The following is a 21,117-nucleotide window of genomic DNA, read 5'->3' as shown; positions in this document are numbered from 1 at the left end:
CCATCCCCTTTTGATGGCGCACAATACCGGGCGCGGGACCGGAGTCCACGAAGCCAAAAGACATCATCAGAAAAGGAAGACGGCCTACAGCCCTTGACCCGACCGGCGCGATGAACCAGAAGGCGCAACCGCGAAACGGCCCAGCCGTTCTGCGACCACGATGTGCGTCCTTAGCTCAGTTGGTTAGAGCATCTGACTTTTAATCAGAGGGTCCTCGGTTCGAGCCCGAGAGGACGTACCATCGTTTCTCCGCCGTCAACGGCCCGAGAAAGCCTCTGCCGCTTCCCTTGCGTGAACTCGACCGGGCTCCCAGCTGCCGCTAGCAAGCGAGGATGAAACCTCTTTCCGGCGTCCGTATCATCGAGTTCGACGGCCTCGGTCCCGTGACCTTCGCCGGCATGGTCCTGGCCGACCTGGGGGCCGACGTCCTGCGCCTATGCCGCGCGGAGGCCGGGGCCTTCGGCGATGTCGGCAACGACGTCATGCACCGGGCCCGCAACGCCGTCGTGGTCGATCTGAAGTCACCCGGCGACCGCGACCGCGTCCTCGACCTGATCGCCGGCGCCGACGCCGTGATCGAGGGCTTCCGCCCCGGCGTACTGGAACGCCTCGGCCTCGGGCCCGAGGACTGCGCCGCGCGCAACCCGAGACTCGTCTTCGGCCGCGTCACCGGCTGGGGCCAGACCGGGCCATTGGCCCGGACCGTCGGCCACGACATCAACTACATCGGCCTGACCGGCGCGCTCCACGCCATGGGCGAGGCAGGTTCCCCGCCCGTGCCGCCGCTGAACCTCGTCGGAGACTATGGCGGCGGGGCCATGCTGCTTGTCACGGGGGTCCTCGCCGCCATCATCGAATCGCGGACCACCGGCCAGGGGCGGGTCGTCGACGCCGCCATGACCGACGGCACGGCGCTGCTCTCCTCACTGTTCTTCTCGATGACGGCGAGCGGTCACTGGTCGGGCGACCGTGGCTCGAACCTGCTGGACGGAGCCGCGCCCTTCTACCGCTGCTACGCCTGCGCCGATGGCAGGTTCGTCGCGGTCGGCGCGCTGGAGCCGCGTTTCTACGCCGCCCTGCTCGCCGGACTGGATCTCGACCCCGCCGAAGCGCCGCAGTTCCCGGTCAGCGGCTGGCTCACGCTCGAAGCGACATTCGGAGCCCTGTTCGCCACTCGAAACCGGGACGAATGGGCCGCGCATTTCGCTGGAACCGAAGCCTGCGTCACGCCGGTCCTGACGTTCGCTGAGGCTGCCGATCATCCGCACAACAAGGCGCGCCAGACCCTCGCCGGGTCACCGCCCCAACCCTCTCCAGCCCCTCGTTTCGATGGTCAGGTCGCACAGATCGAGCCCGCGGGCGCGATCTCCCTGGCGGATGCCCTCGCTCGCTGGGGCTAGGCTATCCGGGCTTCGTCCTCGTCGACGGCCTCGGCGCAGGCCTCGGCGAGGGTCGCAGCCAACAGCGCAGGGTCTATCGGCTTGGTCAGGAAGGCGTGGACGCCGGTCGCATCCCAGGCGGCGCGGTGCACATCCATGGCATTGGCGGTCAGGGCGATCAGCGGCGTGCGTCGGTTCAGGCCGCCGGCCCGGATCTGCGCAGAGGCCTCCAGCCCGTCCATCACCGGCATCTGCATGTCCATCAGGATGGCGTCGAACCGCTGGGTCTTCGCCGCCTCCACCGCCTCTGCCCCGTTCTCGACCAGCAGGATCGTGCAGCCGTGCGGCTCCAGCAACAGGGACAGGATGCGGCGGTTCACCGCGTGGTCGTCCGCCGCCAGGATGACCTTGCCCCGCAGCCCCGTCTGTTCGGCCACGCGACGGCGCGTCTCGGGTGCCGGCTTGGCCACGGCCTGCATCGGCAAACTCAGGACGAAGGTCGACCCCTCGCCCTCGACGCTCTCGGCGGTCAGCCGACCGCCCATGATTTCGGCAAGGCGACGGCTGATCGCTAGGCCCAGACCGGTGCCGCCGTATTTCCGCGTCGTGCCGGCGTCGGCCTGCTCGAAACTGTCGAAGATGGTCGCCAGCCGGTCCGTCGGAATGCCGACGCCGGTGTCGGCCACCGCGATGATCAAGCGGTTGTCTTCCGCACGCCAGTCGATCGAAACGACGATCGAACCCTCATCGGTGAACTTCACCGCGTTGGACAGCAGGTTGAACAGCATCTGCTGCAGACGCAGGGGATCGGTCCGGACACAGTCGGGAACGCCGGGCTCGATCTCGATCTTCAGGCGCACGCCGTTGGCCTCGGCCTTGGGCCCCCAGAGCCGGCCCAGCGATCCCAGTTTCTCGCGCAGGTCCATCACCGAGGATTCCAGCGTCATCTTGCCCGCCTCGATCTTGGACAGGTCGAGCACGTCGTTCAGCAGGCCGACCAGCACGTCGCCAGCGTCCAGCAGCATCGACACATGTTCGCGTTGCTCCCGGTCCAGCCGAGTCCGGCGCAGCAGGTTGGCCGCCGAGATGACGGCGTTCATGGGCGTGCGAATCTCGTGGCTGATCACGGCGAGGAAGTCGGACTTGGCGGCGCTCGCGACCTCGGCCTTCTGGCGTTCCATACGGGCCTCGGCGTTCGCGGTCTGCAGGGCCGTCGTGGTCATGGAACTCTGCCGCACAGCGACCACCAGGTGCATCATGTACAGGAGCCCCCCTATGGCGATCAGCATTTCCTGCGGCTTGCCGTCGACGAGCGCCCCGACGATGGGCATGCCGAGGAAATATAGGCTGTGGGGAATGACCGCCGAGAACAGCAGCGGCCGCACGTGGTGCATGTGCAGGCTGACGTGCAGCAGGCCGCCCGCGACCTGGACGGTGGCGAACAGCCGGCCCACATCCCCGCCGGCGGCCCACAGATAGGCGGCGATACCGGAATAGACGATCACATTGACCGAAGCTGTGGCGCACATGGCGATCTTGTAGCCCCGCGACGGCTCGACGTCGGGACGCTGGCGCAATGGCCGAAACACGATCCAGTCCAGCGCCTGCGTCGCCACGACGGCCCCGAACCAGACGGCTGGCCAGAAGGTGTGCGTCAGGAACCAGGCGGTCACAGCGATGAACGCCGCCAGGCCGATCCGCGTCCTCAGTTCGCGGAAACGCACCTGGGCGATCATGGCATAGCCGTTCGCCGTCATTCTTGAGCCCTCTCCCGTTCAGCGGAGTGTCGCGCCAATAGACGAAGGATTGGTTGCCACAACGCCGTTGATCCGGCGTGACCGGGAACGACGGACAGGCTATGGAACCGGCCTGTTCACGGCGCGTTTTTACGCCGCACTCCGGGGGAGATTTGAAATGAAGCGTTTGATGTTGCTCGCGGCCCTGGGCGTCGCCGGCCTGGCTGTCGCCGGCTGCGAAGACCCCGCGTCCCGGCAGGCCGAGACCGCACCGCCGCCGATCGAGGCGCCCGTGGTGCCAGCGGCGACCGATCAAGGCGTCGCCGCCGCAGACACCACGGTGCCGACCGACGTTCCGCCGACCTCAACCCTGCCGCCCGAACAGCGCTCTTCGGAGGAGACAGTTAAGCCAGAGAGCGAAACCCTGTTCTATTGATCGGCCCCCAGGTCGTCCCGATTCGCTGATTGAGGGGGGCCTCTGGCGAGCCTGGTCCGGTCCGGAACAGGTCGCCGAACAGGGTTGCATATTGAAGTCGAGGTCTTCTTCCTTTCCCCGAATCTCTGCCGTGCTCGTCTCGGCGGTGCTGGGCTTGGGTGCTCCGGGCATCGCGGGCGCGGCTTCCGCTGATCCGCGCGCCCAGATTCGCGGCGAATTCGATGTCGAACTGCGCGCGGCCCTGGTCCGTGCCATCGGCGAGACCGACGGGCCGCCTACAAACGGCTTCGACGCCCGTCGACGGGCCAGAGCCGCCATGGCCTCGGCCGAGGCCCTCTTGCGGTCTGAAGGCTACTACCAGCCTGTTCTGGCGGATGTCGTCGAAGGCGAGGACAATCCGGTGGCGATCGTCGAGATCATGCCAGGCCCGCGTTTCGTGCTCACGGATCCGGCGATCCGATGGGTCGCACCCGAACCGCAACCCGAAGTCATCCGCACTGCCCAGGCGGAGATCGGGCTGGAACCCGGAAATCCAGGCCGGGCCGCCGACGTCATCGCCGGTGAAGGCCGGATCATCGCCCGCCTGGCGCGGGACGGCTACCCCGACGCCGTGACGGAACCGCGCCGCGTTGTCGTCGACCACGCCGCACTGACTGTCGCTCCGACCTTCAGTATCAACTCGGGGCCCCTGGTTCGCCTCGACGGCGTGCGGGTCGAGACGAGGGGGCCGACGAATCCGGACTGGGTCACGGGTCTCGCGCCCTGGAACGAGGGCCAGCGCTATGATCCCGAACTGGTCGCCGAACTCGAGCGGCGGTTGTTGGAGACCGGGGTCTATGACGGAGTCGCGGTGGCCCTGACGGCGGCTGACCAGACGACGCCGGAAGGCAACCGTCCGGTGGTGATCACCCTGACAGACCGGCCGCGCCGCATCCTTGAGGCGGGTGCCACCTTCTCCACCGCCGATGGCTCGGGCGTGGAGGGACTTTGGACCTGGTACAACCGCTTCGGACGCGCTGACACCCTGCGGTTCCAGGCCCGGATCGCCAATATCGACAGTCGCATCGGCGCCGACCTCAGCCTGCCGCACTGGCGGACGCCGGGCGAGGCCCTGGCCCTGTCCGCCGCCGTGGTGAACGAGGACACCGACGCCTATCGCCGGACCGCCGCTGTCCTGTCCGCCGACCTGCGCCAGCGAATCGGCAAGACCTCGTATTACAGCTACGGCGTCGGTCTGGATGCCGGTCGATATAGCGAGAACCGGTTCGATCCCGTCACCCAGGCGCCGATCAGCTTCGACCGCGATCTCGCCATCCTGACCGGCCGCGGAAGCGCCTATATCGACGAGTCGAACGACCCGCTGAACCCCACAAACGGCTGGCGCATGACGCTGAACGTCCAGCCCACCGCAGTCACGGGCGAGGACGCCGTCCTGTTCCTGCGCACCGAGGCCCAGCTTACGGCCTATTTGCCGGTGCAGGACAACGCCCGCACCGTCCTCGCCGGCCGCACGCGGCTGGGATCGATCATCGGCGGCAGCGAACTCAGCGTGCCTTCGGACCGGCTGTTCTATTCCGGCGGCGGCGGTTCGGTGCGCGGCTATGAGTATCAGGGTGTCGGTCCGCGCCTTCCCGACAACACACCGCGCGGCGGCATCTCCCTGTTCGAGTTCTCGGCCGAGGTCCGTCACGACCTGGGCAAGGGATTTGGCGTCGTCGGCTTCGTGGACGCCGGCGCCATCGGTTTCGAGGAAACGCCCGACTTCTCGAATCTGCGCTACGCCGTCGGCATCGGCGCCCGCTACAATCTGTCCTTCGGCCCGATCCGCGCCGACATCGCCTTCCCGCTGGACAAGCGCGAAGGCGACGCAGGCTTCCAGGTCTATTTCAGCATCGGTCAGGCGTTTTGAACGATCCGACCCCCGAGCCCCCTCGTCGCCCGCCGACCCCGCGCAAGAAGCGAGCAGTCGAAGCGGTTGCGCCGGAAACGACCGTCGAAGCCCCGGCCAAGGCTGAGAAGCGGCGCCGCACCCGACTTCAGGCCATCGCCTTCTTCGGCGGGTTCGCTCTCATGGGCCTGCTTGTCCTGACCCTGGTTCTGGTCTTCGGCGGCCGTATGTATCTGGTGTCCGGACCGGGGCGGGACCTGGTCACCAGCTTTGTCGCCGGCAAGAAAATCTCCCGGTATGGCCGGATCAATGTGGAGGGTCTGCAAGGCGACCTGTTCGACGACTTCACCCTGGCTCGCGTCACCATCACCGATGAGAAGGGCGTCTGGCTGGAGGCCCGCGATGTCCGCGTGGACTGGAGCTACTGGCCACTGGTCACTCGCCGATTCCACGCCACGGACATCACGGCGAAGACGATCCGGCTGTTGCGTCGGCCGGAGCTGGACCCGCCGGACGGCAAGCCCCCACAGCCGATGCCGATCAGCGTCGATATCGACAGGTTCACCGCCGACATCGAACTGCTGGAAGGGTTCTCGCAGGAGTATGGTCGCTGGCGGCTGACCGGCGACGCCCTGGTCCCGCGCGCCGGAGACAAGGTCGCGAACGTCGCCGCCTACAGCCTGAACAGACCGGGCGACTTCCTGCGGGTCGCCGCCACGCTCGGCGCCAAGCCCGAGGATCTGCGCCTGACCCTGCGGGCGAGCGAGGCCCAGGGCGGGCCGCTGGCCGGATCCCTCGGCTATTCGCCGGATGAACCCTTCTTCGCCTCGGCCCTGATCAACGGCGACATCGTCAACGCCACAGTCCGGACCGGCGACTTCACTCCCCTCACCGTTCGCGGCCGCTATGGCCCGGAGGGGTCGCGAATCTCGGGCTATTTCGACTTCAGCGGCTCGGACCTGCTGGCGCCGTTCGTGGCGCGGATCGGTCGCACGGCCCGCTTCGGCTTCGCCTCCGTGCCGGACGCGAGCGACGAGGCCCTTCAGGGCATGGCCTGGCGGCTGACATCGGAGAACCTTCAATCAAGCGCCCGGGGCATGATCCGCCTCGGCGACCGCAGCGCGCCGGACGGCGTGGCGCTGACGGTCTCGACCGAATCGGTGACCCGGCTCGTCGGCGCGACGAGCGGCGGGGCGGCCACCTACACCGGCGTCTTCACGGGCGACGCCGCACGCTGGACACTGGACGGGAATCTCCGCCTCGCGGACGCCGACCTCGCCAGCTACGCGGCCCGGACGATCGCGGGCCCGCTCGACATTTCCGCCGACAACGGCCGTATCGGCCTGACCGGTGACCTGGCCGTCGCGGGGGGCCGCAGCCTGGGCATCGTCGGAGCCCTGCTCGGCGCGACGCCGCGCCTGTCATTCGAGGCCGCTCGGCTCGCCGACGGGGCCATCCTGCTTCAGAAGGTCGATGTGCGTGGTCAGGCCCTCACCGTGACCGGTTCGGGCGGGCGCGGATTGACCGGCGGGCTGGGCTTCCGGGGGCGTGCCGATATCACTGACGTCAGCCGCATCCGGACCGGTGCCCGGGGAACCTTCGGCGGGCCGATCCAGGCGTCCTCAGCCCGCAGCGGCGCGCCCTGGATCCTGACCTTCGACGGTCGAGGCGGACGCCTGACCACCGGCATGGCCGAACTGGATCGCCTTCTGGGTGCGACGCCCCGGCTGCAACTGGCCGGCAATCTCGACGACGGCCGCATCGCCGTCGAACAGGGCGTCCTGACCGGAGCGGCGGGCACAGCCTCGGCCCGAGGCCTGATCGAGCCGCAGGGCAGGCTGCGTCTTGCCCTGAACTGGAACGCGCAGGGCCCCTTCGGCGTCGGACCCGTCGCCATCGATGGGGCGATGACGGGCGAGGGTGCCCTGACCGGCACCCTCGCCCAGCCACGCGTCGACCTGACCGCCGCCTTCGGCAGTCTCGCGGCCGGTCCCCTGACCCTGACCGAGGCCGACATGGTGTTGAGTTTCCGGCAGGGCGCGGATGCCTCCGATGGTCGCATCGTGATGACGGCCGGATCGAACTACGGGCCGGCGAGAGCGGCCGGGACCTTCTTCCTCGGCGGCAATCGCATCCGCCTGACCGATGTCGACCTGAATGCCGGCGGTATAACGGCCCAGGGGGCCATTTCCCTGGCCAACAACACGCCGTCGAGCGCGGACCTGACATTCACGGCCCGCCCCGGTGCCTTCCTGGCCTCCGGAACGGCGGACGGTCGCATTCGTCTGACCGAGGGGGCGGGCGACGACACCGCCATCCTCGACGTCACGGGCTCCAACGTTCGCCTCGCCGGTTCGACCTATGTGATCCGTTCGCTGGAGCTGGACGGACGCGGCACCTTGAACCGACTGCCTTTCACCCTGAAGGCCGATGTCGGGGGCGGCACGCCGGTCTCCTTCGACGGGTCGGGCGTCTATTCGCGGCAGGGTGAGGCGCAGAGCGTCACGCTGAGCGGATCAGGCAGGGTGCGCGACGTCGCCTTCTCGACGCGCAATCCCGCCGTGGTCGCCCTGGCCGGAGACGGCCGCGTGGCCCGGGTCGACCTGTCGATCGGAGGCGGCATCCTGCTCGGCGAACTGCGTCAGGACTCGGATGCCGTCGTGGTCCAGGCCGACCTGACCAGTGTCGAACTGGGTTCCATTGCGCCGGATCTGCGGGGCCGGGTCACAGGCCGAGTCTCCCTGCGCGGGGCCGGCGACGACCTGTCGGGGTCCGCCAACGTCACACTGGCCCAGCTCCGCAGCGTGGATGCGCCCCGGGGACTGTCGGTCGACGGCGCGGTGAATGCGACTCTGGTCAATGACATCCTGCGCATCCAGGCCAATGCGGCCGGAACCGACGCCGTCCGCGCCACCGCCGACATCACCCTGCCGGTCGAGGCTTCGGCCGCGCCGCTGCGTCTGGCCATCGCCCGGACCCGACCCATGTCCGGCGAGGTCATGGTCCGGGGGCAGATCCAGCCGATCTGGGACGTCTTCTTCGGCGGCGAACGGACCCTGGCCGGTCAGGTGGATGGCCGCGCCCTGTTGAACGGCACGCTCGCAGCGCCGCTGATCACCGGCCGACTGAACCTGCAGAACGGCCGCTTCCGCGACAACGGCATCGGCCTGACGCTCGACGCCATCACCCTGGCCAGCCGGTTCGATGACACGACCGCCCTGATCCAGACCTTCACGGCCAACGACGGTGCCGGCGGGACGGTCTCCGGCGACGGCCGCATCGGCCTGCGGGAAGGCTCGGGGTCCAATTTCGAACTGGCCCTGACCCGGTTCAGGATCATCGACAACGAGATCGCCGAGGGTCGCGCCTCGGGTCCCTTGACCGTCGTCCGGGCGGCCGACGGCAATATCACCCTGGCAGGGGAGATCAACATCGACGAGGCGCGGATCGAGGCCAATCCGCCGGGTTCCAGTGGCATCGTCGGTATGGATGTGGTCGAGATCAACCGCCCCGGCGGCGATCCGGTCGAGGCCGAGGACGGCCCCAGCCGGGGGCCCCAGATCGGCATGAACATCCGTCTGCGCTCGCGCGGCGGCATCGTCCGGGTGGCGGGTCGAGGCCTGAACGTCCTGCTCAGCGTCAACGCCCGCGTGCGCGGTACCGTCTCCCAGCCGGTTCTGACCGGAGGGGCGGCCGTCGTGCGCGGCGACTATGATTTCGCGGGCAAGCGGTTCGTCTTCGACGACCGGGGCTCGGTCTCCCTGTCCACTGATCCGGCGCGCATCCGCCTGAACCTGTCGGCGGTACGCGAGGACCCGGCCCTGACCGCGACGATCCGGGTCACCGGGACGGCGGCGCGGCCCGAGATCCTGCTGACCTCGGCCCCGGCCCTGCCCCAGGACGAAATCCTTTCGCAGGTCCTGTTCGGCCGGTCGGCATCGCAGCTGTCGCCGTTCGAGGCGGCCCAGCTGGCGGCGGGTGTCGCCTCCCTGGCGGGCGGCGGCGGGTTCGATGTGATCGGCAACCTGAGGGAACTGGCCGGGCTGGACCGACTGTCCTTCGGCGGCGAGGCCTCGGCCCTGACCGTAGCGGGCGGGCGCTACATCACCGACGACGTCTATCTGGAGATCATCGGCGGCGGCGAAGGCGGGGCGGCGGTCAACGTCGAATGGCAGGTGCGCAGGAACCTGGCCATCAGCTCCGAGTTCGGTGGACAGGGCGACGCGACCCTGTCCATCCGCTGGCGCCGCCAGTCCCAGGTTCCGGGAACCGGAGCCGAGGACCGACGGCCCAACAGTTCAGCGGACGCGGATTAGCGCGACTGCTCCATCTGGATCCGGTCCCGCTGTTTGATACCCTTGAGGCCGGTGATGTGGAGCACGAGCTGGACGACCATGATCACGACCGAAAGGCCGATCTGCCACAGGGGCGTGACCGGCACGTTCGGCATGGAGGCCGTCATCAGGGGCGAGGCGAGCGACATGGCTATGCCGAGGGCGATCAGGACGATGAACAGGACGGCGATAAACTTGCCCGGATTGCGCCACTGGACGACGCCGAGGATCAACTGGACGGCGACCAGCCCGCCCGCCATCCAGAGACCGGCCTGAAGCGAGGCGTTGGCCATGGCCTCGGCCGCCGCGTCTCCCTGGGATGCCGTCGCGACGGCGTCCTGCATCGTGGCCGGATTGGCAATCGTCCAGGCCAGGCTGACCAGTCCGACCACCACGCCGATGAAGATCGCGATCGCGCTGGCCCTGGCCGCGCGTTCGGCCTCCGCCTCGGTCGTGATCGGGCTCGCGGGGTTCATCGCCTTCAGCCAGTCGCTCATATGTCTTTCCTCCAAAATGACAAGCACGTTTTACATGATGGCGGCGGGGTGCGCAATATCGTCGATTCGATCCTGTCTCCTCCCTGTTCGCCGCCCGGCGACACTGACGAGGTGGCGCGGCCCCGTTTGGGGGCGTGACAGAGGGGGCGACCGGGTTTCACCGGACGAACACCGGCCGCCCTCACTCCAATCGCCGTGTCGCCCCCTCCGTCAGCTCGCGAAAAGGCTCGCTGCCACCTCCCCATCCTTCGGACGGGGAGGAGACGTGATTCATCGCTCTTCCGCTGTGAACGGGGCGGGGAAGCGGCGGAGCCGTGGGCGATCTCGCCCGGGACCGTGGCGGACGCCGTCGCCGACGTCAGCCTGTGTGTAGAGTTTCGGCGTGGTCGCCTCGGCTCCGCTCGACCGGTTTTCGCAAGCGTGCGGGGGTGGGAAGCTTATTCCACCGGCAACCTCGGGTTCCTCTTCCCGAGGTCCTGGTCAGTCCGGTTCGTCCTCAACCCGCTTGAAGCCCACGACGGGCGACGGCACCCAGTGCGCCGCCGGACCCGGGGTTTCGCCCCGGCATGCCCCGCGATCGACCCCGTCGCACGTCCGGGTCCTGGGCCCAGGACGCCTTCCCCACGCGACGGGACGGACACAGTGTACGCGCGGTTCGGGAGGGGGCGCACATAAAGGCTCTAAATCGGCCCGGGCATTGAAATCGTTGGGGTCCTGGGCGGATGTGTTGATGGGTCTGGGGGGCTGAACCCTCTCCCGGCGGGAGAGGGCTTGAGCGTCCAGGAGCGCCAGCGATTGGAAACGCGAAAGGGTGAGGGGCTGGCGCTCACCGGTGAGGGGGTGCCCCTCACCCTTTCGGCCAAGACGCATCGCTACGCTCTGCGAGCCTCAAGCCCTCTCCCGCCGGGAGAGGGAACACCCATGACTTCACCTTTCTCTCTGCCCCGGCTAGAAGACCCGGCATGCGGATTCTCCCACAGGATCAGGCCGCCCTCGACCTGGTCGGGCGGGGCGAGGCCGATCTGATCGACCGCGCGGTTCGATGGGCGAACGTCAACTCCGGCAGCGATCATGCAGAAGGTCTGAATGCGACCCTCGCTCTGCTGGAAGCGGTGGCGGCGCGACTGCCGGCAGAGGGCGAGCGCATCCCGACCCGGGGCTTCTCCACGGTCAGCGATGACGGGACGGTGCGACCGCAGGCGCAGGCGGACGCACTGAAGATCGTCGCGCGACCGGAGGCGCCGATCCAGGTCGTGCTGACCGGCCATTATGACACCGTCTATCCGGCCGACAGCGCGTTCCAGAGCGTCGTCACGCGTCCCGATGGCGCGCTGAACGGGCCGGGCATCGCCGACATGAAGGGCGGAATCTCCGTCATGCTGGGCGCGCTGGCGGCCTTCGAGACCCACCCCGGGCGCGAACGGGTCGGCTGGACCGTCCTGTTGTCGCCCGACGAGGAGATCGGCTCGCCGGCCTCGGCGCCGCTGCTGGCCGAGCTCGGCGCGCGCGGGCATGTCGGCATGACCTATGAACCGGCGCTGGCGGACGGGACGCTGGCGGGGGCACGCAAGGGCAGCGGCAATTACCACCTGATCGTCACCGGCAAGGCGGCCCATGCCGGTCGCGCCTTCCACGAGGGCGCCAACGCCGTGGCCGGAGCGGCCATGATCGCGGCGGCCCTGCATGGACTGAACGGGCGGCGCGAGGGGGTGACGGTCAATGTCGCGCGCATCTCCGGCGGCGGGGCGTTGAACGTCGTGGCCGACAATGCCGTGGTGCGGTTCAATGTGCGTGTGCCGGATACGCAGGCCTCGGCCTGGATCACCGATGCGATCGGCGAGATCGTTTCGACGCCGCCGTTCGGGGGGCTGACGCTGGACCTTCACGGCGGGATGACGCGGGCACCCAAGCCGATGGATGCCTCCCAGACCGCCCTGTTCGAAGCGGTGCGCGAGACCGGTGCCCTGCTGGGCCAGGCCATAGCGTGGTCGCCGTCGGGCGGGGTGTGCGAGGGCAACAACCTGCATGCGGCCGGCCTGCCGAACATCGACACCCTCGGTGTGCGCGGCGGGCTGATCCATTCATCCGAGGAGTTCGCCTGGCCCGACAGTTTCGTCGAGCGGGCGCAGCTGTCGACCCTGATGCTGTGCAAGATCGCCTCCGGCGAGATCGATGCGCTGAAGTTGAAGCAGTTGCGTTTGGAGACGATGTGATGAGGCTGTCGAGAACTAATCCTCCCCCGTCGGGGGAGGTGGCTCGGAGCGCAGCGGAGAGACGGAGGGGGCTCACCGCGCGCTCGGTGTCCGCGGCCAGCCCCCTCCACCGCTTCGCGGTCCCGTCGTCGGATCACATGCGATCCTTCCTCCACCCCAGACGGGGGAGGATTTAAGATGCTCGTCGTCCGTCCCGCCGGGCCCGCCGACCTCGATCACCTGCTGGAACTGGCCATACTGTCGGGTCCGGGCTTCACCAGCCTGCCCGAAGATCCCGACCAGCTGTCGGACCGGCTGGATGTCAGCCGTGACAGCTTCACCGGTGCCATTCCCGTGCCCGACCGCTGGTTCACCCTGATGATGGAGGAGACCGACACCGGCGACGTTGACGGCATCGCCAGCGTCAAGGCGACGGTCGGGATGAAGCGGCCGTTCTTCTCGTTCCGCATCTCCAACACTCCGGCCCAGTCGCCGTCCCTGGGCATCCGGCTGGACCACCAGACCCTGACCCTGGTCCACGAATGCAAGGGCTGGACCGAGGTCGGGTCGCTGTTCCTGAAGGCGGATCGGCGCAAGGGCGGTGCCGGGCGGTTGCTGAGCCAGTCGCGCTATATGTTGATCGGGGCCCAGCCGGAGCTGTTCGCAGAGACGATTCTGGCCGAACTCCGCGGGGTGTTCACACCCGACGGGGCCTGCCCCTTCTGGGACCATGTGGCGCATAAATTCTTCCCCATGCCGTTCGACCAGGCCGACATGATGACGGGATCGACGGACAAGCAATTCATCCTCGACCTGGCACCGCGCCATCCGATCTATGTCGACCTGTTGCCCGAACCGGCCCGGGCGGTGATCGGCAAAGTGCATCCGCAGGGCGTGGCGGCGATGGCCCTGCTGGAAAGCGAAGGGTTCCGGCCGAACGGGCTGGTGGATATCTTTGATGCGGGGCCGACGGTGACCTGTCCGAGGGATCATATCCGCACGGTGCGGGACGCGCGGAGACAGTCGGTCGTGGTGTCGGAGGAGTTCGAGGCCGAACTGCCGGCCCTGGTCTCGACCGACAGCGTCGAGGCCTTCCGGGCCGTGCGGGCGCGGGCAGCGATCGAGGGCGACACGGTCCGCGTGACGGCAGAGACGGCGGCGGCGCTGAAGGTGCGCGCTGGCGACATCGTGAGGGTAAAATCATGACCGACGGCAAACTGTATCTGAACGGCGCCTGGGCCGAGGGCGCCGGCGACGGCTTCGCCTCGTTCGACCCGGCGACGGAGGCGCGGGTCTGGCGCGGCAACGAGGCGTCGGGTGCCCAGGTCGGGGCGGCCGTCGAGGCGGCGCGGGCAGCCTTCCCGGACTGGGCCGACCGGCCACGTGACGAGCGGGTCGCGGCGATGAAACGCTATCAGGCGGCGCTGAAGGCGCGGGCACCGGGCTTTGCCGAGGCGATCTCGCGCGAGACCGGCAAGGCGTCTTGGGAGACCACCGCCGAGCTGGGATCGATGGCGGGGAAGGTCGATCTCTCGATCCGCGCCTATGACGAACGGACGGGCGAGCGGACGGCGGAAACCGCGTTCGGGACGGCGACCTTGCGGCATCGGCCGCATGGGGTCGCGGCGGTGCTGGGGCCGTTCAACTTCCCGGGCCATCTGCCGAACGGCCATATCGTGCCGGCCCTGCTGGCGGGGGACACCGTGGTGTTCAAGCCGTCGGAGGAGACGCCGCACGCCGGGCAGTTGATCTCCGAATGCCTCGAGGAGGCCGACCTGCCGGCCGGGGTGTTCAACCTGGTGCAGGGCGGGCGCGACGTGGGGGCGGCCCTGCTGGACCAGCCGATCGACGCCCTGATGTTCACCGGCTCGGGCGCGGCGGGGGCGCATTTCCGCAAGAAATTCGCCGACGATCCGCATGTGATTCTGGCCCTGGAGCTGGGCGGCAACAATCCGCTGGTGGTCTGGGATGCGGCGGATGCGGAGGCCGTGGCCGGCATCGTGGTGCAGTCGGCCTTCGTGACGACCGGGCAGCGGTGTTCCTGCGCGCGGCGGCTGATCTTGCCGGAGGGGTCGCAGGGCGATGCGATCGTCGAGGCGGTCAAAGCCCTGGTCGAACGGCTGATCTTTGCGCCGTGGGATTCGACGCCGGAACCCTATGCCGGGCCGCTGATCTCGCAGCGGGCGGCGGAGCAGGCCCTGGCGGCCTTGCAACAGCGGATCGATCTGGGCGCGCGGGTGATCCGGGCGTCGGGTCCGGTCGACAACCTGCCGGGCGCCTTCGTGAAGCCGGCGATCCTCGACGTGACCGGGGTCGATGTGCCGGACGAGGAGATGTTCGCGCCCTTCCTGTCGGTGACCCGCGTGGCCTCGTTCGAGGCGGCGATCGCGGCGGCCAATGCGACGCGATACGGGCTGTCGGCGGGGCTGGTGTCGGACGATCCGGCGAACTGGGACCGGTTCATCCGGCGCATCCGGGCGGGGGTGGTCAACTTCAACCGGCCGACCACCGGCGCCGCGGGCGACATGCCGTTCGGCGGGCTCGGAGCGTCGGGCAACCACCGGCCGTCGGCCTACTATGCCGCCGACTACTGCGCCTATCCGGTGGCCAGTTTCGAGGCCGGGGCGGTGAAGAACATCGAAGGCGAAATCAGGGGGCTGCGTTGACTGTCGCGATCGAGGCCAATGCCGACGGGCTGATCGGACCGACCCATTCCTATGCGGGTCTGAGCCCCGGCAACCTGGCCTCCGGACTCAACAAGGGTGAGGCGTCGAACCCCCGGGCCGCCGTCCTGCAGGGCCTCGACAAGATGATGCGGCTCGCCGACCTCGGCCTGCCGCAGTTCGTGCTGCCCCCGCACGAGCGGCCCGATATCCCCTTCCTGCGCTCGCTGGGCTTCACCGGCACCGACGCGCGGGTGCTGGAGCAGGCGTGGAAGGACGCGCCCGCCTTCGCCGCCGCCGCCTGTTCGGCCAGCCCGATGTGGGCCGCCAATGCGGCGACGGTGACGCCGGGCGCGGACGCTGCCGACGGGCGGGTCCATTTCACCCCGGCCAACCTGCACACCAATCTGCATCGCTCGCTGGAGCATGCGCAGACGAAACGGGCGCTGGACGCCCTGTTCCCCGATCCGGCGCGGTTCGCGGTGCACGACGCCCTGCCCGCTGTCGGCCATCTGTCCGACGAGGGGGCGGCGAACCATGTGCGGCTGTGCGCCGATCATGGGGCGCCGGGGGTGAACCTGCTGGTCTGGGGGCGGGACGCGTTCGAGCACTGGGACGGGCCCTACCCTGCCCGGCAGACGCGGCAGGCGTCGGAGGCCGTGGCGCGGCGGCATGGAGCCTCGGGCGCGGTGCTGGCGCAGCAGTCGCGGGCGGCGATCGCGGGCGGCACCTTCCACAACGACGTGGTCTGCGTCGGAGCGCTGGACACCCTGTTCCACCATGAGCTGGCGTTCGAGGACACGGCCGGGACCCATGCCGCGATCCGGGCGGCGGCGACCGGGTTCGAGCCGGTGTTCGTGGAGGTGTCCTCGGCGGACCTGCCGCTGGCCGACGCCATCTCGTCGTATCTGTTCAACTCGATGCTGGTCTCCCTGCCCGGCGAGGATCGGCTGACCCTGATCTGTCCGACCGAGACGCGCGACAATGCGCGGGCGCATGCGGTGGCGCAGGGGCTGGTCGCCTCCAACGGGCCGATCGGGCGGGTGGAATATGTCGATGTGCGCCAGTCGATGCGGAACGGCGGCGGGCCCGCGTGCCTGAGGCTGCGGGTGGCGCTGAACGAGGCGGAGCTGGCGGCGACAAACCCGGCGATGCGACTGACCGGGGACCTGCATGGGCGTCTGGCCGCCTGGGCCGGCCGCTGGTACCGGGACACCCTGGCACCCGCCGACCTCGCCGACCCGGCCCTGATCGAGGAGAGCCGGGGCGCACTGGACGAACTGACGACCCTGCTCGGGCTGGGCGGCGACTTCTATCCCTTCCAACGGACCTGACCGGAACCGAAAATGCAGAACCCCGTCCTGATTGTCGGTGGCGGTCTGAGCGCCGCGGCGTCGCTGTTGCATCTGGCGGTGATCGCGGGCGGGCCGTCCTGGTACCGGTTCTTCGGTGCCGGCGAGGGGATGGCCCGGATGGCCGAACAGGGCGCGCTGACGCCGACCCTGGTCACCATCGGGATCGCGACCGTGCTGGCGGTGTGGGCAGCCTACGCCTTCGCCGGAGCAGGACTGATTCCGCGCCTGCCGCTGATGCGGACGGCCCTGGTGCTGATCTCGGCGGTCTATCTGCTGCGAGGTCTGGTGCTGATCCCGGTCCTGATCGTCAACCCGGGCGGCGTCCTGCCGTTCGTGTTGTGGAGCTCGCTGATCGTGCTGGTCTATGGCGTCTGCTACGCCGTCGGCACCTGGATCGCCTGGCCGGCGCTGTCGGGGCGATGAGCCTGACGCACCGTATCGCCACCGAGGCCGACATCCCGGCCCTGCATGGGCTGATGGACGCGGCCATCTCGGGGCCGCTGGCGGACTTCCTGACGCCTGACCAGATCGCGGCCAGCCGGATGATCATGGGCGTGGACAGCCAACTGGTGACCGACCGCACCTATTTCATCATCGAGGCGGATGGGGTCGCGGCGGCGTGCGGGGGATGGAGCCGGAGGATCACCGCCTATGGCGGTGACCACACACCGGGCCGGGAGCCCGCGCTTCTGACGCCAGGCGTCGACGCGGCGCGGGTGCGGGCCATGTACACCCATCCCGACTTCGTCCGGCGCGGCATCGGGCGGATGATCCTGAATCTGTGCGAGGCGGCCGCCCACGCCGAGGGCTATGACCGGGTCGAACTGATCGCCACCCTCGGCGGCGAGCCGCTGTATCTGGCCGCCGGTTATCGCGAGATCGAACGGTTCGAAGACGATCGCGGCGGGGTGCCCGTGCCTCTGGTCAGGATGGGCAAATCCTTGAAGGATGGTGCCGCAGACTTCGGGGAAAAGTGATCTTGCGCCAACTCGCCTTCGCCTTTGCAATCCTGAGCCTGGCCATCCTCGCGGTAGCTGCGATCTCGGCCGGTTTCGCCTATCCGGGCTACGACCATCTGCGCCAGTACATCAGCGAACTCGGCGCGACCGGCGCGAGTACGGGGCCGGGCGTCAGCTATGCCTTCATGGCCTCGGGCGTCCTGCTGGCCGCCTTCTGGCTGATGTGTATTCCGCTGTTTCCACGCGGCCCGCTGGCGATGATCGGCTTCGGCCTGAGCGCGCTGAACGGGCTCGGCCTGATGTTCGGCGGCGTCTTTCCCTGCGATTTCCAATGCTCGCTGGCGAGCCCGAGCCCGGCCGCGGTCCTGCATGAGGTGCTGGGAGGCATCGGCTATCTGTGCGGGCTGGCCGGACTGGGCCTGGTCGGACTGGCGGCGAAGTCCTGGCCCAGAGGGCGCGACCTGTTCCATCTGGCCATCGTCTGCGGGGCGCCCGCCGCCGGCGCCATCTGGCTGATCCACCCCGGGTTCGAATTCTACGGCGGAGCCCAGCGGGTGCTCGAGATCGCTCTTGCCGCCTGGACGGTCGGCGTCGCCCTGGCCGTCCGCCGGCCCATGGAAACAGCCGCATGATGCAGGTTCCTATGACGCCCGCCCGTCGCCTGAAGAACATCATCGGCGGATCGGCCGGCAATCTGGTCGAATGGTTCGACTGGTTCGCCTATGCGGCCTTCACCGTCTATTTCGCCCCGGTCTTCTTCCCCAAGGGCGACTCGACAGCGCAGCTTCTCGCCACTGCGGCCATCTTCGCCGTCGGCTTCCTGATGCGACCCGTCGGGGCCTGGGTCATGGGCGTCTATGCGGACCGCAAGGGGCGCAAGGCGGGCCTGACCCTGTCGGTCAGCCTGATGTGCGCGGGGTCGCTGCTGATCGCCTGCACACCCGGCCATGCGACCATCGGTATCGCGGCCCCCGCCCTGTTGCTGATCGCGCGGATGATGCAGGGCTTGAGCGTCGGCGGCGAATACGGATCCAGCGCCACCTATCTGTCGGAGATGGCCACGGCGAAGCATCGCGGCTTCTGGTCCAGCTTCCAGTATGTGACGCTGATCTCGGGGCAGCTTCTCGCCCTGGCATTGCTGATCGTCCTGCAGCGGACACTGGGCGAGGAGGCGCTGACAGCATGGGCGTGGCGCATCCCGTTCTTCGTCGGGGCCGCGCTGGCGGTCGTCGTCTTCTGGCTGCGTCGCGGGCTGGACGAGACCCGCGCCTTCCAGTCGGAGGAGACGCGGTCGGCGCCGAAATCAAGCGCCCTGGAGCTGGTGCTGCGTCACCCGAAGGAGGCGCTGATCGTCATCGGCCTGACCGCCGGGGGGACTCTCGCCTTCTATACCTACACCACCTATCTGCAGAAATTCCTGACCAACACCTCGGGCTTCTCCAAGGCCCAGGCGACCGAGATCAGCGCTGCGGCCCTGCTGATCTTCATGCTGATCCAGCCGCTGGTCGGGGCCCTGTCGGACCGGATCGGGCGCAAGCCCGTGATGATCGCCTTCGGGGTGCTGGGCCTGTTCTGCACTGTGCCGATCATGAGCACCCTGGCCGTCACCACCGATGCGTTCGCGGCCTTCGCCCTGTCGCTGGCGGCCCTGGTGATCGTGTCCGGCTATACGGCCATCAACGCCGTGGTGAAGGCCGAGTTGTTCCCCGCACACATCCGCGCCCTGGGCGTCGCCCTGCCCTACGCCATCGCCAATGCGGTGTTCGGCGGCACGGCTGAATACGTCGCGCTCTGGTTCAAGCTGGACGGGCGCGAGAGCCTGTATTTCTGGTACGTCACCGGGATGATCGGTCTGTCGCTGATCACCTATGTCCTGATGCGGGATACCAGGGCGAAGAGCCTGATCGCGGAGGACTGAAATTCATCCGTGCACCCCGGCCTTCGCCGGGGTGCACGGTGATTTATTGAGCGGGTATGCTGGTGGGCTCTCGCGGCGGGACCGGCGCAGTTTCAGGCGCAGGCGCAGGCGCGGTCGCAGCCTCCTCGCCCTCGGCCCGATAGACCACGCGGCACTCGCCGTCGATCGTGGTGTAGCGGCCGTTGGCGGCGTCGACGAAGGCAATGCGGCCGCCGTCATTGTACTCGACCTTGCCGGTCGACTGCCCGGCGAAGGTCTCGGTGCCATAGGTCCAGCAGGTGATGTCCGCCGGCTGGTCACTGAAGGTGGCGGCATTCCGGGCCCGCCTCGACTCGGTGCAGGCGGCCGTGGCGACGGCCAGGCCGGCGACGAGAAGGATGGTGGTCGTGCGCTTCATGCCGCGAATCTCCCGCCCTTGTGGGCATAGGCCTGCGTACCGCGGGTGATCACCCGGTCATAGGGCTGGATCGCCTCGATACCGATCTCCGACGCGCCCTTCAGACGGTCGTAGATGGGTCCGAAGTCCTCGAGCGTCGCGTCGTTGAGGGCCTCGATCGAGGGGATGACGAAATAGACCTGCTGGAAGTCGTCGATGCGGTAGTCGGTCCGCATGATCCGCTCCAGGTCGAAGGCGATGCGGTTCGGCGACGGGTCGTCCAGGGCGAAGACGCTTTCCGATGCCGAAGAGACGATGCCGGCACCGTAGATGCGCAGGCCCGAGCCCTCGTCCATCAGGCCGAACTCGACCGTGTACCAGTAGAGGCGGGCCAGGTTTTTCAGCATGCCGAGGCCCTGCGCCCGCTGGCCGCCCTTGCCATAGGCCTGCATGTAGTCGGCGAAATTCGGGTCGGTCAGCATGGGGACGTGGCCGAACACGTCGTGGAAGATGTCCGGCTCCTGGAGGTAGTCCAGCTGGTCGGGCTTGCGGATGAACTGGCCCGACGGGAAGCGGCGGTTGGCCAGGTGATCGAAGAAGACGTCGTCGGGCACGAGGCCCGGCACGCAGACGACGGTCCAGCCGGTCAGGGCCTTCAGCTTCGGGTTCATGAGGCCGAAGTCGGGGATGCCGCCGGTGTTCAGGTCCAGCGCCGTCAACCCCTTCAGGAAGGCGTCGGAGGCACGGCCCGGCAGGATCTCCATCTGGCGGGCGTAGAGGGTGTCCCATGTGTCATGCTCGACCTGGGTATAGGCGCGCCAATTCTGCGAAATCGTCCAGTCCGCATCCGCGCCTTCGGGCGGGGTTTGAAAGACATGTTCGAAATCAGCCATCACGCGCTCCTTGAAGCGCCAGTCTATAACCCCGGCGGCCAAGAGCCAACGCCCGGATCAGGCCGGATCAGTGAATCGGCTGCGCCCGGGGCGCAATGTGACCGTTGTGGTCCATGGTGAACCAATGGGCCTGATCAGCCGCCGACAGGGGCGCGACGTCGGGGTCTTGCTCCAGCACATTCTCGGCGGCGTAGATCAGCAAGCCCGCGCCCTCGCCCATGGCCAGGACGCGATAGAAGGGCTGGTCGCGGTCGACCGGCCCCGGCTCACCGGCCGGTCCCGCATAGGTGGCGTCGACATCGACGACCACGCCACGAAAGGATGCCTCGCGGTGACGCACGATCTGGCCGAGGCCGAATTTGGCAGTCAGGGACCGGGTCATGATGCACGGATAGGACCCTGCGCCTGAGCGGGATGCCGTTCGCGTCGTTCATCTTCGCGTCAGATAGGCTTGGCGCGGACGGGTCGGCGGGGCTAGGTTGATCCGGACG

17 protein-coding genes and 1 tRNA gene are annotated in these 21,117 nt (G+C 68.5%); 13 read left to right on the top strand and 5 right to left on the bottom strand.

The genetic code is table 11. The features are described 5' to 3' along the window. The first annotated feature begins 164 nt into the window (after positions 1–164). Together ACW18A_RS03615 and ACW18A_RS03610 are read left to right on the top strand one after the other, a co-directional pair. Positions 165–241: transfer RNA gene (locus ACW18A_RS03615), tRNA-Lys, on the top strand. 91 nt (positions 242–332) lie between these two features. Continuing rightward, on the top strand, positions 333–1,400 hold the full coding sequence (locus tag ACW18A_RS03610; RefSeq protein ID WP_492023443.1) for a CaiB/BaiF CoA transferase family protein: 1,068 nt from the start codon (positions 333–335) through the stop codon (positions 1,398–1,400). On the opposite strand, the gene ACW18A_RS03605 is transcribed toward ACW18A_RS03610, so the two are convergent. After that, entirely contained in the window at positions 1,397–3,136 is a 1,740-nt protein-coding gene (locus ACW18A_RS03605; RefSeq protein WP_492023442.1) for an ATP-binding protein, read from the bottom strand. The genes ACW18A_RS03610 and ACW18A_RS03605 overlap by 4 nt on opposite strands. Positions 3,137–3,293: 157 nt before the next feature. Between ACW18A_RS03605 and ACW18A_RS03600 the strand changes: the two genes are divergently transcribed. From ACW18A_RS03600 to ACW18A_RS03590, 3 genes are all read left to right on the top strand, one after another. Continuing rightward, complete coding sequence (locus ACW18A_RS03600) at positions 3,294–3,551, top strand: hypothetical protein (RefSeq protein WP_492023441.1); 258 nt, start codon at positions 3,294–3,296, stop codon at positions 3,549–3,551. 130 nt (positions 3,552–3,681) lie between these two features. After that, positions 3,682–5,460, top strand: a complete 1,779-nt coding sequence (locus ACW18A_RS03595; RefSeq protein ID WP_492023440.1) for an autotransporter assembly complex protein TamA — start codon at positions 3,682–3,684, stop codon at positions 5,458–5,460. After that, positions 5,457–9,755 carry a translocation/assembly module TamB domain-containing protein gene (locus ACW18A_RS03590; protein WP_492023439.1) on the top strand — a complete coding sequence of 1,433 codons (4,299 nt, stop codon included), beginning with the start codon at positions 5,457–5,459 and terminating at the stop codon, positions 9,753–9,755. Before ACW18A_RS03595 ends, ACW18A_RS03590 begins: the two co-directional genes overlap by 4 nt. Here ACW18A_RS03590 and ACW18A_RS03585 read toward each other — a convergent pair. Next, entirely contained in the window at positions 9,752–10,270 is a 519-nt protein-coding gene (locus tag ACW18A_RS03585; RefSeq protein WP_492023438.1) for a hypothetical protein, read from the bottom strand. The two genes, ACW18A_RS03590 and ACW18A_RS03585, sit on opposite strands and share 4 nt — an antisense overlap. A gap of 962 nt (positions 10,271–11,232) precedes the next feature. Between ACW18A_RS03585 and ACW18A_RS03580 the strand changes: the two genes are divergently transcribed. The 8 genes from ACW18A_RS03580 to ACW18A_RS03545 all read left to right on the top strand — a co-directional run bounded on the left by ACW18A_RS03580 (position 11,233) and on the right by ACW18A_RS03545 (position 19,357). After that, complete coding sequence (locus ACW18A_RS03580) at positions 11,233–12,483, top strand: hydrolase (RefSeq protein ID WP_492023437.1); 1,251 nt, start codon at positions 11,233–11,235, stop codon at positions 12,481–12,483. A gap of 177 nt (positions 12,484–12,660) precedes the next feature. Next, positions 12,661–13,668 carry an arginine N-succinyltransferase gene (locus tag ACW18A_RS03575; RefSeq protein WP_492023436.1) on the top strand — a complete coding sequence of 336 codons (1,008 nt, stop codon included), beginning with the start codon at positions 12,661–12,663 and terminating at the stop codon, positions 13,666–13,668. Continuing rightward, positions 13,665–15,128 (top strand): succinylglutamate-semialdehyde dehydrogenase, encoded by a 1,464-nt coding sequence (gene astD / locus ACW18A_RS03570; RefSeq protein WP_492023435.1) that lies wholly within the window; start codon positions 13,665–13,667, stop codon positions 15,126–15,128. Before ACW18A_RS03575 ends, astD begins: the two co-directional genes overlap by 4 nt. Next, a complete protein-coding gene (gene astB / locus ACW18A_RS03565) occupies positions 15,125–16,459 on the top strand; it encodes an N-succinylarginine dihydrolase (protein WP_492023434.1) in 1,335 nt (444 codons plus the stop codon). Before astD ends, astB begins: the two co-directional genes overlap by 4 nt. A 12-nt stretch (positions 16,460–16,471) precedes the next feature. After that, complete coding sequence (locus tag ACW18A_RS03560) at positions 16,472–16,903, top strand: hypothetical protein (protein WP_492023433.1); 432 nt, start codon at positions 16,472–16,474, stop codon at positions 16,901–16,903. Continuing rightward, positions 16,900–17,457, top strand: coding sequence for a GNAT family N-acetyltransferase (locus tag ACW18A_RS03555; protein WP_492023432.1), 558 nt, complete (start codon positions 16,900–16,902; stop codon positions 17,455–17,457). The genes ACW18A_RS03560 and ACW18A_RS03555 overlap by 4 nt, the downstream gene beginning before the upstream one ends. 2 nt (positions 17,458–17,459) lie before the next feature. Then, a complete protein-coding gene (locus ACW18A_RS03550) occupies positions 17,460–18,071 on the top strand; it encodes a DUF998 domain-containing protein (protein WP_492023431.1) in 612 nt (203 codons plus the stop codon). Continuing rightward, the gene (locus ACW18A_RS03545; protein WP_492023430.1) at positions 18,068–19,357 is read left to right on the top strand and encodes an MFS transporter; all 1,290 of its coding nucleotides are present in this window, start codon (positions 18,068–18,070) and stop codon (positions 19,355–19,357) included. Before ACW18A_RS03550 ends, ACW18A_RS03545 begins: the two co-directional genes overlap by 4 nt. Positions 19,358–19,400: 43 nt before the next feature. On the opposite strand, the gene ACW18A_RS03540 is transcribed toward ACW18A_RS03545, so the two are convergent. The 3 genes from ACW18A_RS03540 to hspQ all read right to left on the bottom strand — a co-directional run bounded on the left by ACW18A_RS03540 (position 19,401) and on the right by hspQ (position 21,008). Then, entirely contained in the window at positions 19,401–19,754 is a 354-nt protein-coding gene (locus ACW18A_RS03540) for a hypothetical protein (protein ID WP_492023429.1), read from the bottom strand. Further along, positions 19,751–20,626, bottom strand: a complete 876-nt coding sequence (gene phhA / locus ACW18A_RS03535) for a phenylalanine 4-monooxygenase (protein WP_492023428.1) — start codon at positions 20,624–20,626, stop codon at positions 19,751–19,753. The genes ACW18A_RS03540 and phhA overlap by 4 nt, the downstream gene beginning before the upstream one ends. 67 nt (positions 20,627–20,693) lie before the next feature. Continuing rightward, complete coding sequence (hspQ, locus tag ACW18A_RS03530) at positions 20,694–21,008, bottom strand: heat shock protein HspQ (RefSeq protein WP_492023427.1); 315 nt, start codon at positions 21,006–21,008, stop codon at positions 20,694–20,696. Positions 21,009–21,117 lie beyond the last annotated feature (109 nt).

The sequence above is a fragment of the Brevundimonas sp. AVps5 genome, assembly GCF_058681515.1.
The sequence above is the reverse complement of the archived record's forward strand: the minus strand, read 5'-3'. Positions and strand labels throughout refer to the sequence as shown.

What these genes read in the sequence shown, in the direction of transcription:
- ACW18A_RS03555 (WP_492023432.1), top strand. Translation starts at nt 16,900, where the DNA reads ATGAGCCTGACGCACCGTATCGCCACCGAGGCCGACATCCCGGCCCTG.
- ACW18A_RS03610 (WP_492023443.1), top strand. Translation starts at nt 333, where the DNA reads ATGAAACCTCTTTCCGGCGTCCGTATCATCGAGTTCGACGGCCTCGGT.
- ACW18A_RS03600 (WP_492023441.1), top strand. Translation starts at nt 3,294, where the DNA reads ATGAAGCGTTTGATGTTGCTCGCGGCCCTGGGCGTCGCCGGCCTGGCT.
- ACW18A_RS03585 (WP_492023438.1), bottom strand. Translation starts at nt 10,270, where the DNA reads ATGAGCGACTGGCTGAAGGCGATGAACCCCGCGAGCCCGATCACGACC.
- ACW18A_RS03605 (WP_492023442.1), bottom strand. Translation starts at nt 3,136, where the DNA reads ATGACGGCGAACGGCTATGCCATGATCGCCCAGGTGCGTTTCCGCGAA.
- ACW18A_RS03540 (WP_492023429.1), bottom strand. Translation starts at nt 19,754, where the DNA reads ATGAAGCGCACGACCACCATCCTTCTCGTCGCCGGCCTGGCCGTCGCC.
- astD (WP_492023435.1), top strand. Translation starts at nt 13,665, where the DNA reads ATGACCGACGGCAAACTGTATCTGAACGGCGCCTGGGCCGAGGGCGCC.
- ACW18A_RS03575 (WP_492023436.1), top strand. Translation starts at nt 12,661, where the DNA reads ATGCTCGTCGTCCGTCCCGCCGGGCCCGCCGACCTCGATCACCTGCTG.
- hspQ (WP_492023427.1), bottom strand. Translation starts at nt 21,008, where the DNA reads ATGACCCGGTCCCTGACTGCCAAATTCGGCCTCGGCCAGATCGTGCGT.
- phhA (WP_492023428.1), bottom strand. Translation starts at nt 20,626, where the DNA reads ATGGCTGATTTCGAACATGTCTTTCAAACCCCGCCCGAAGGCGCGGAT.
- ACW18A_RS03545 (WP_492023430.1), top strand. Translation starts at nt 18,068, where the DNA reads ATGATGCAGGTTCCTATGACGCCCGCCCGTCGCCTGAAGAACATCATC.
- ACW18A_RS03580 (WP_492023437.1), top strand. Translation starts at nt 11,233, where the DNA reads ATGCGGATTCTCCCACAGGATCAGGCCGCCCTCGACCTGGTCGGGCGG.
- ACW18A_RS03560 (WP_492023433.1), top strand. Translation starts at nt 16,472, where the DNA reads ATGCAGAACCCCGTCCTGATTGTCGGTGGCGGTCTGAGCGCCGCGGCG.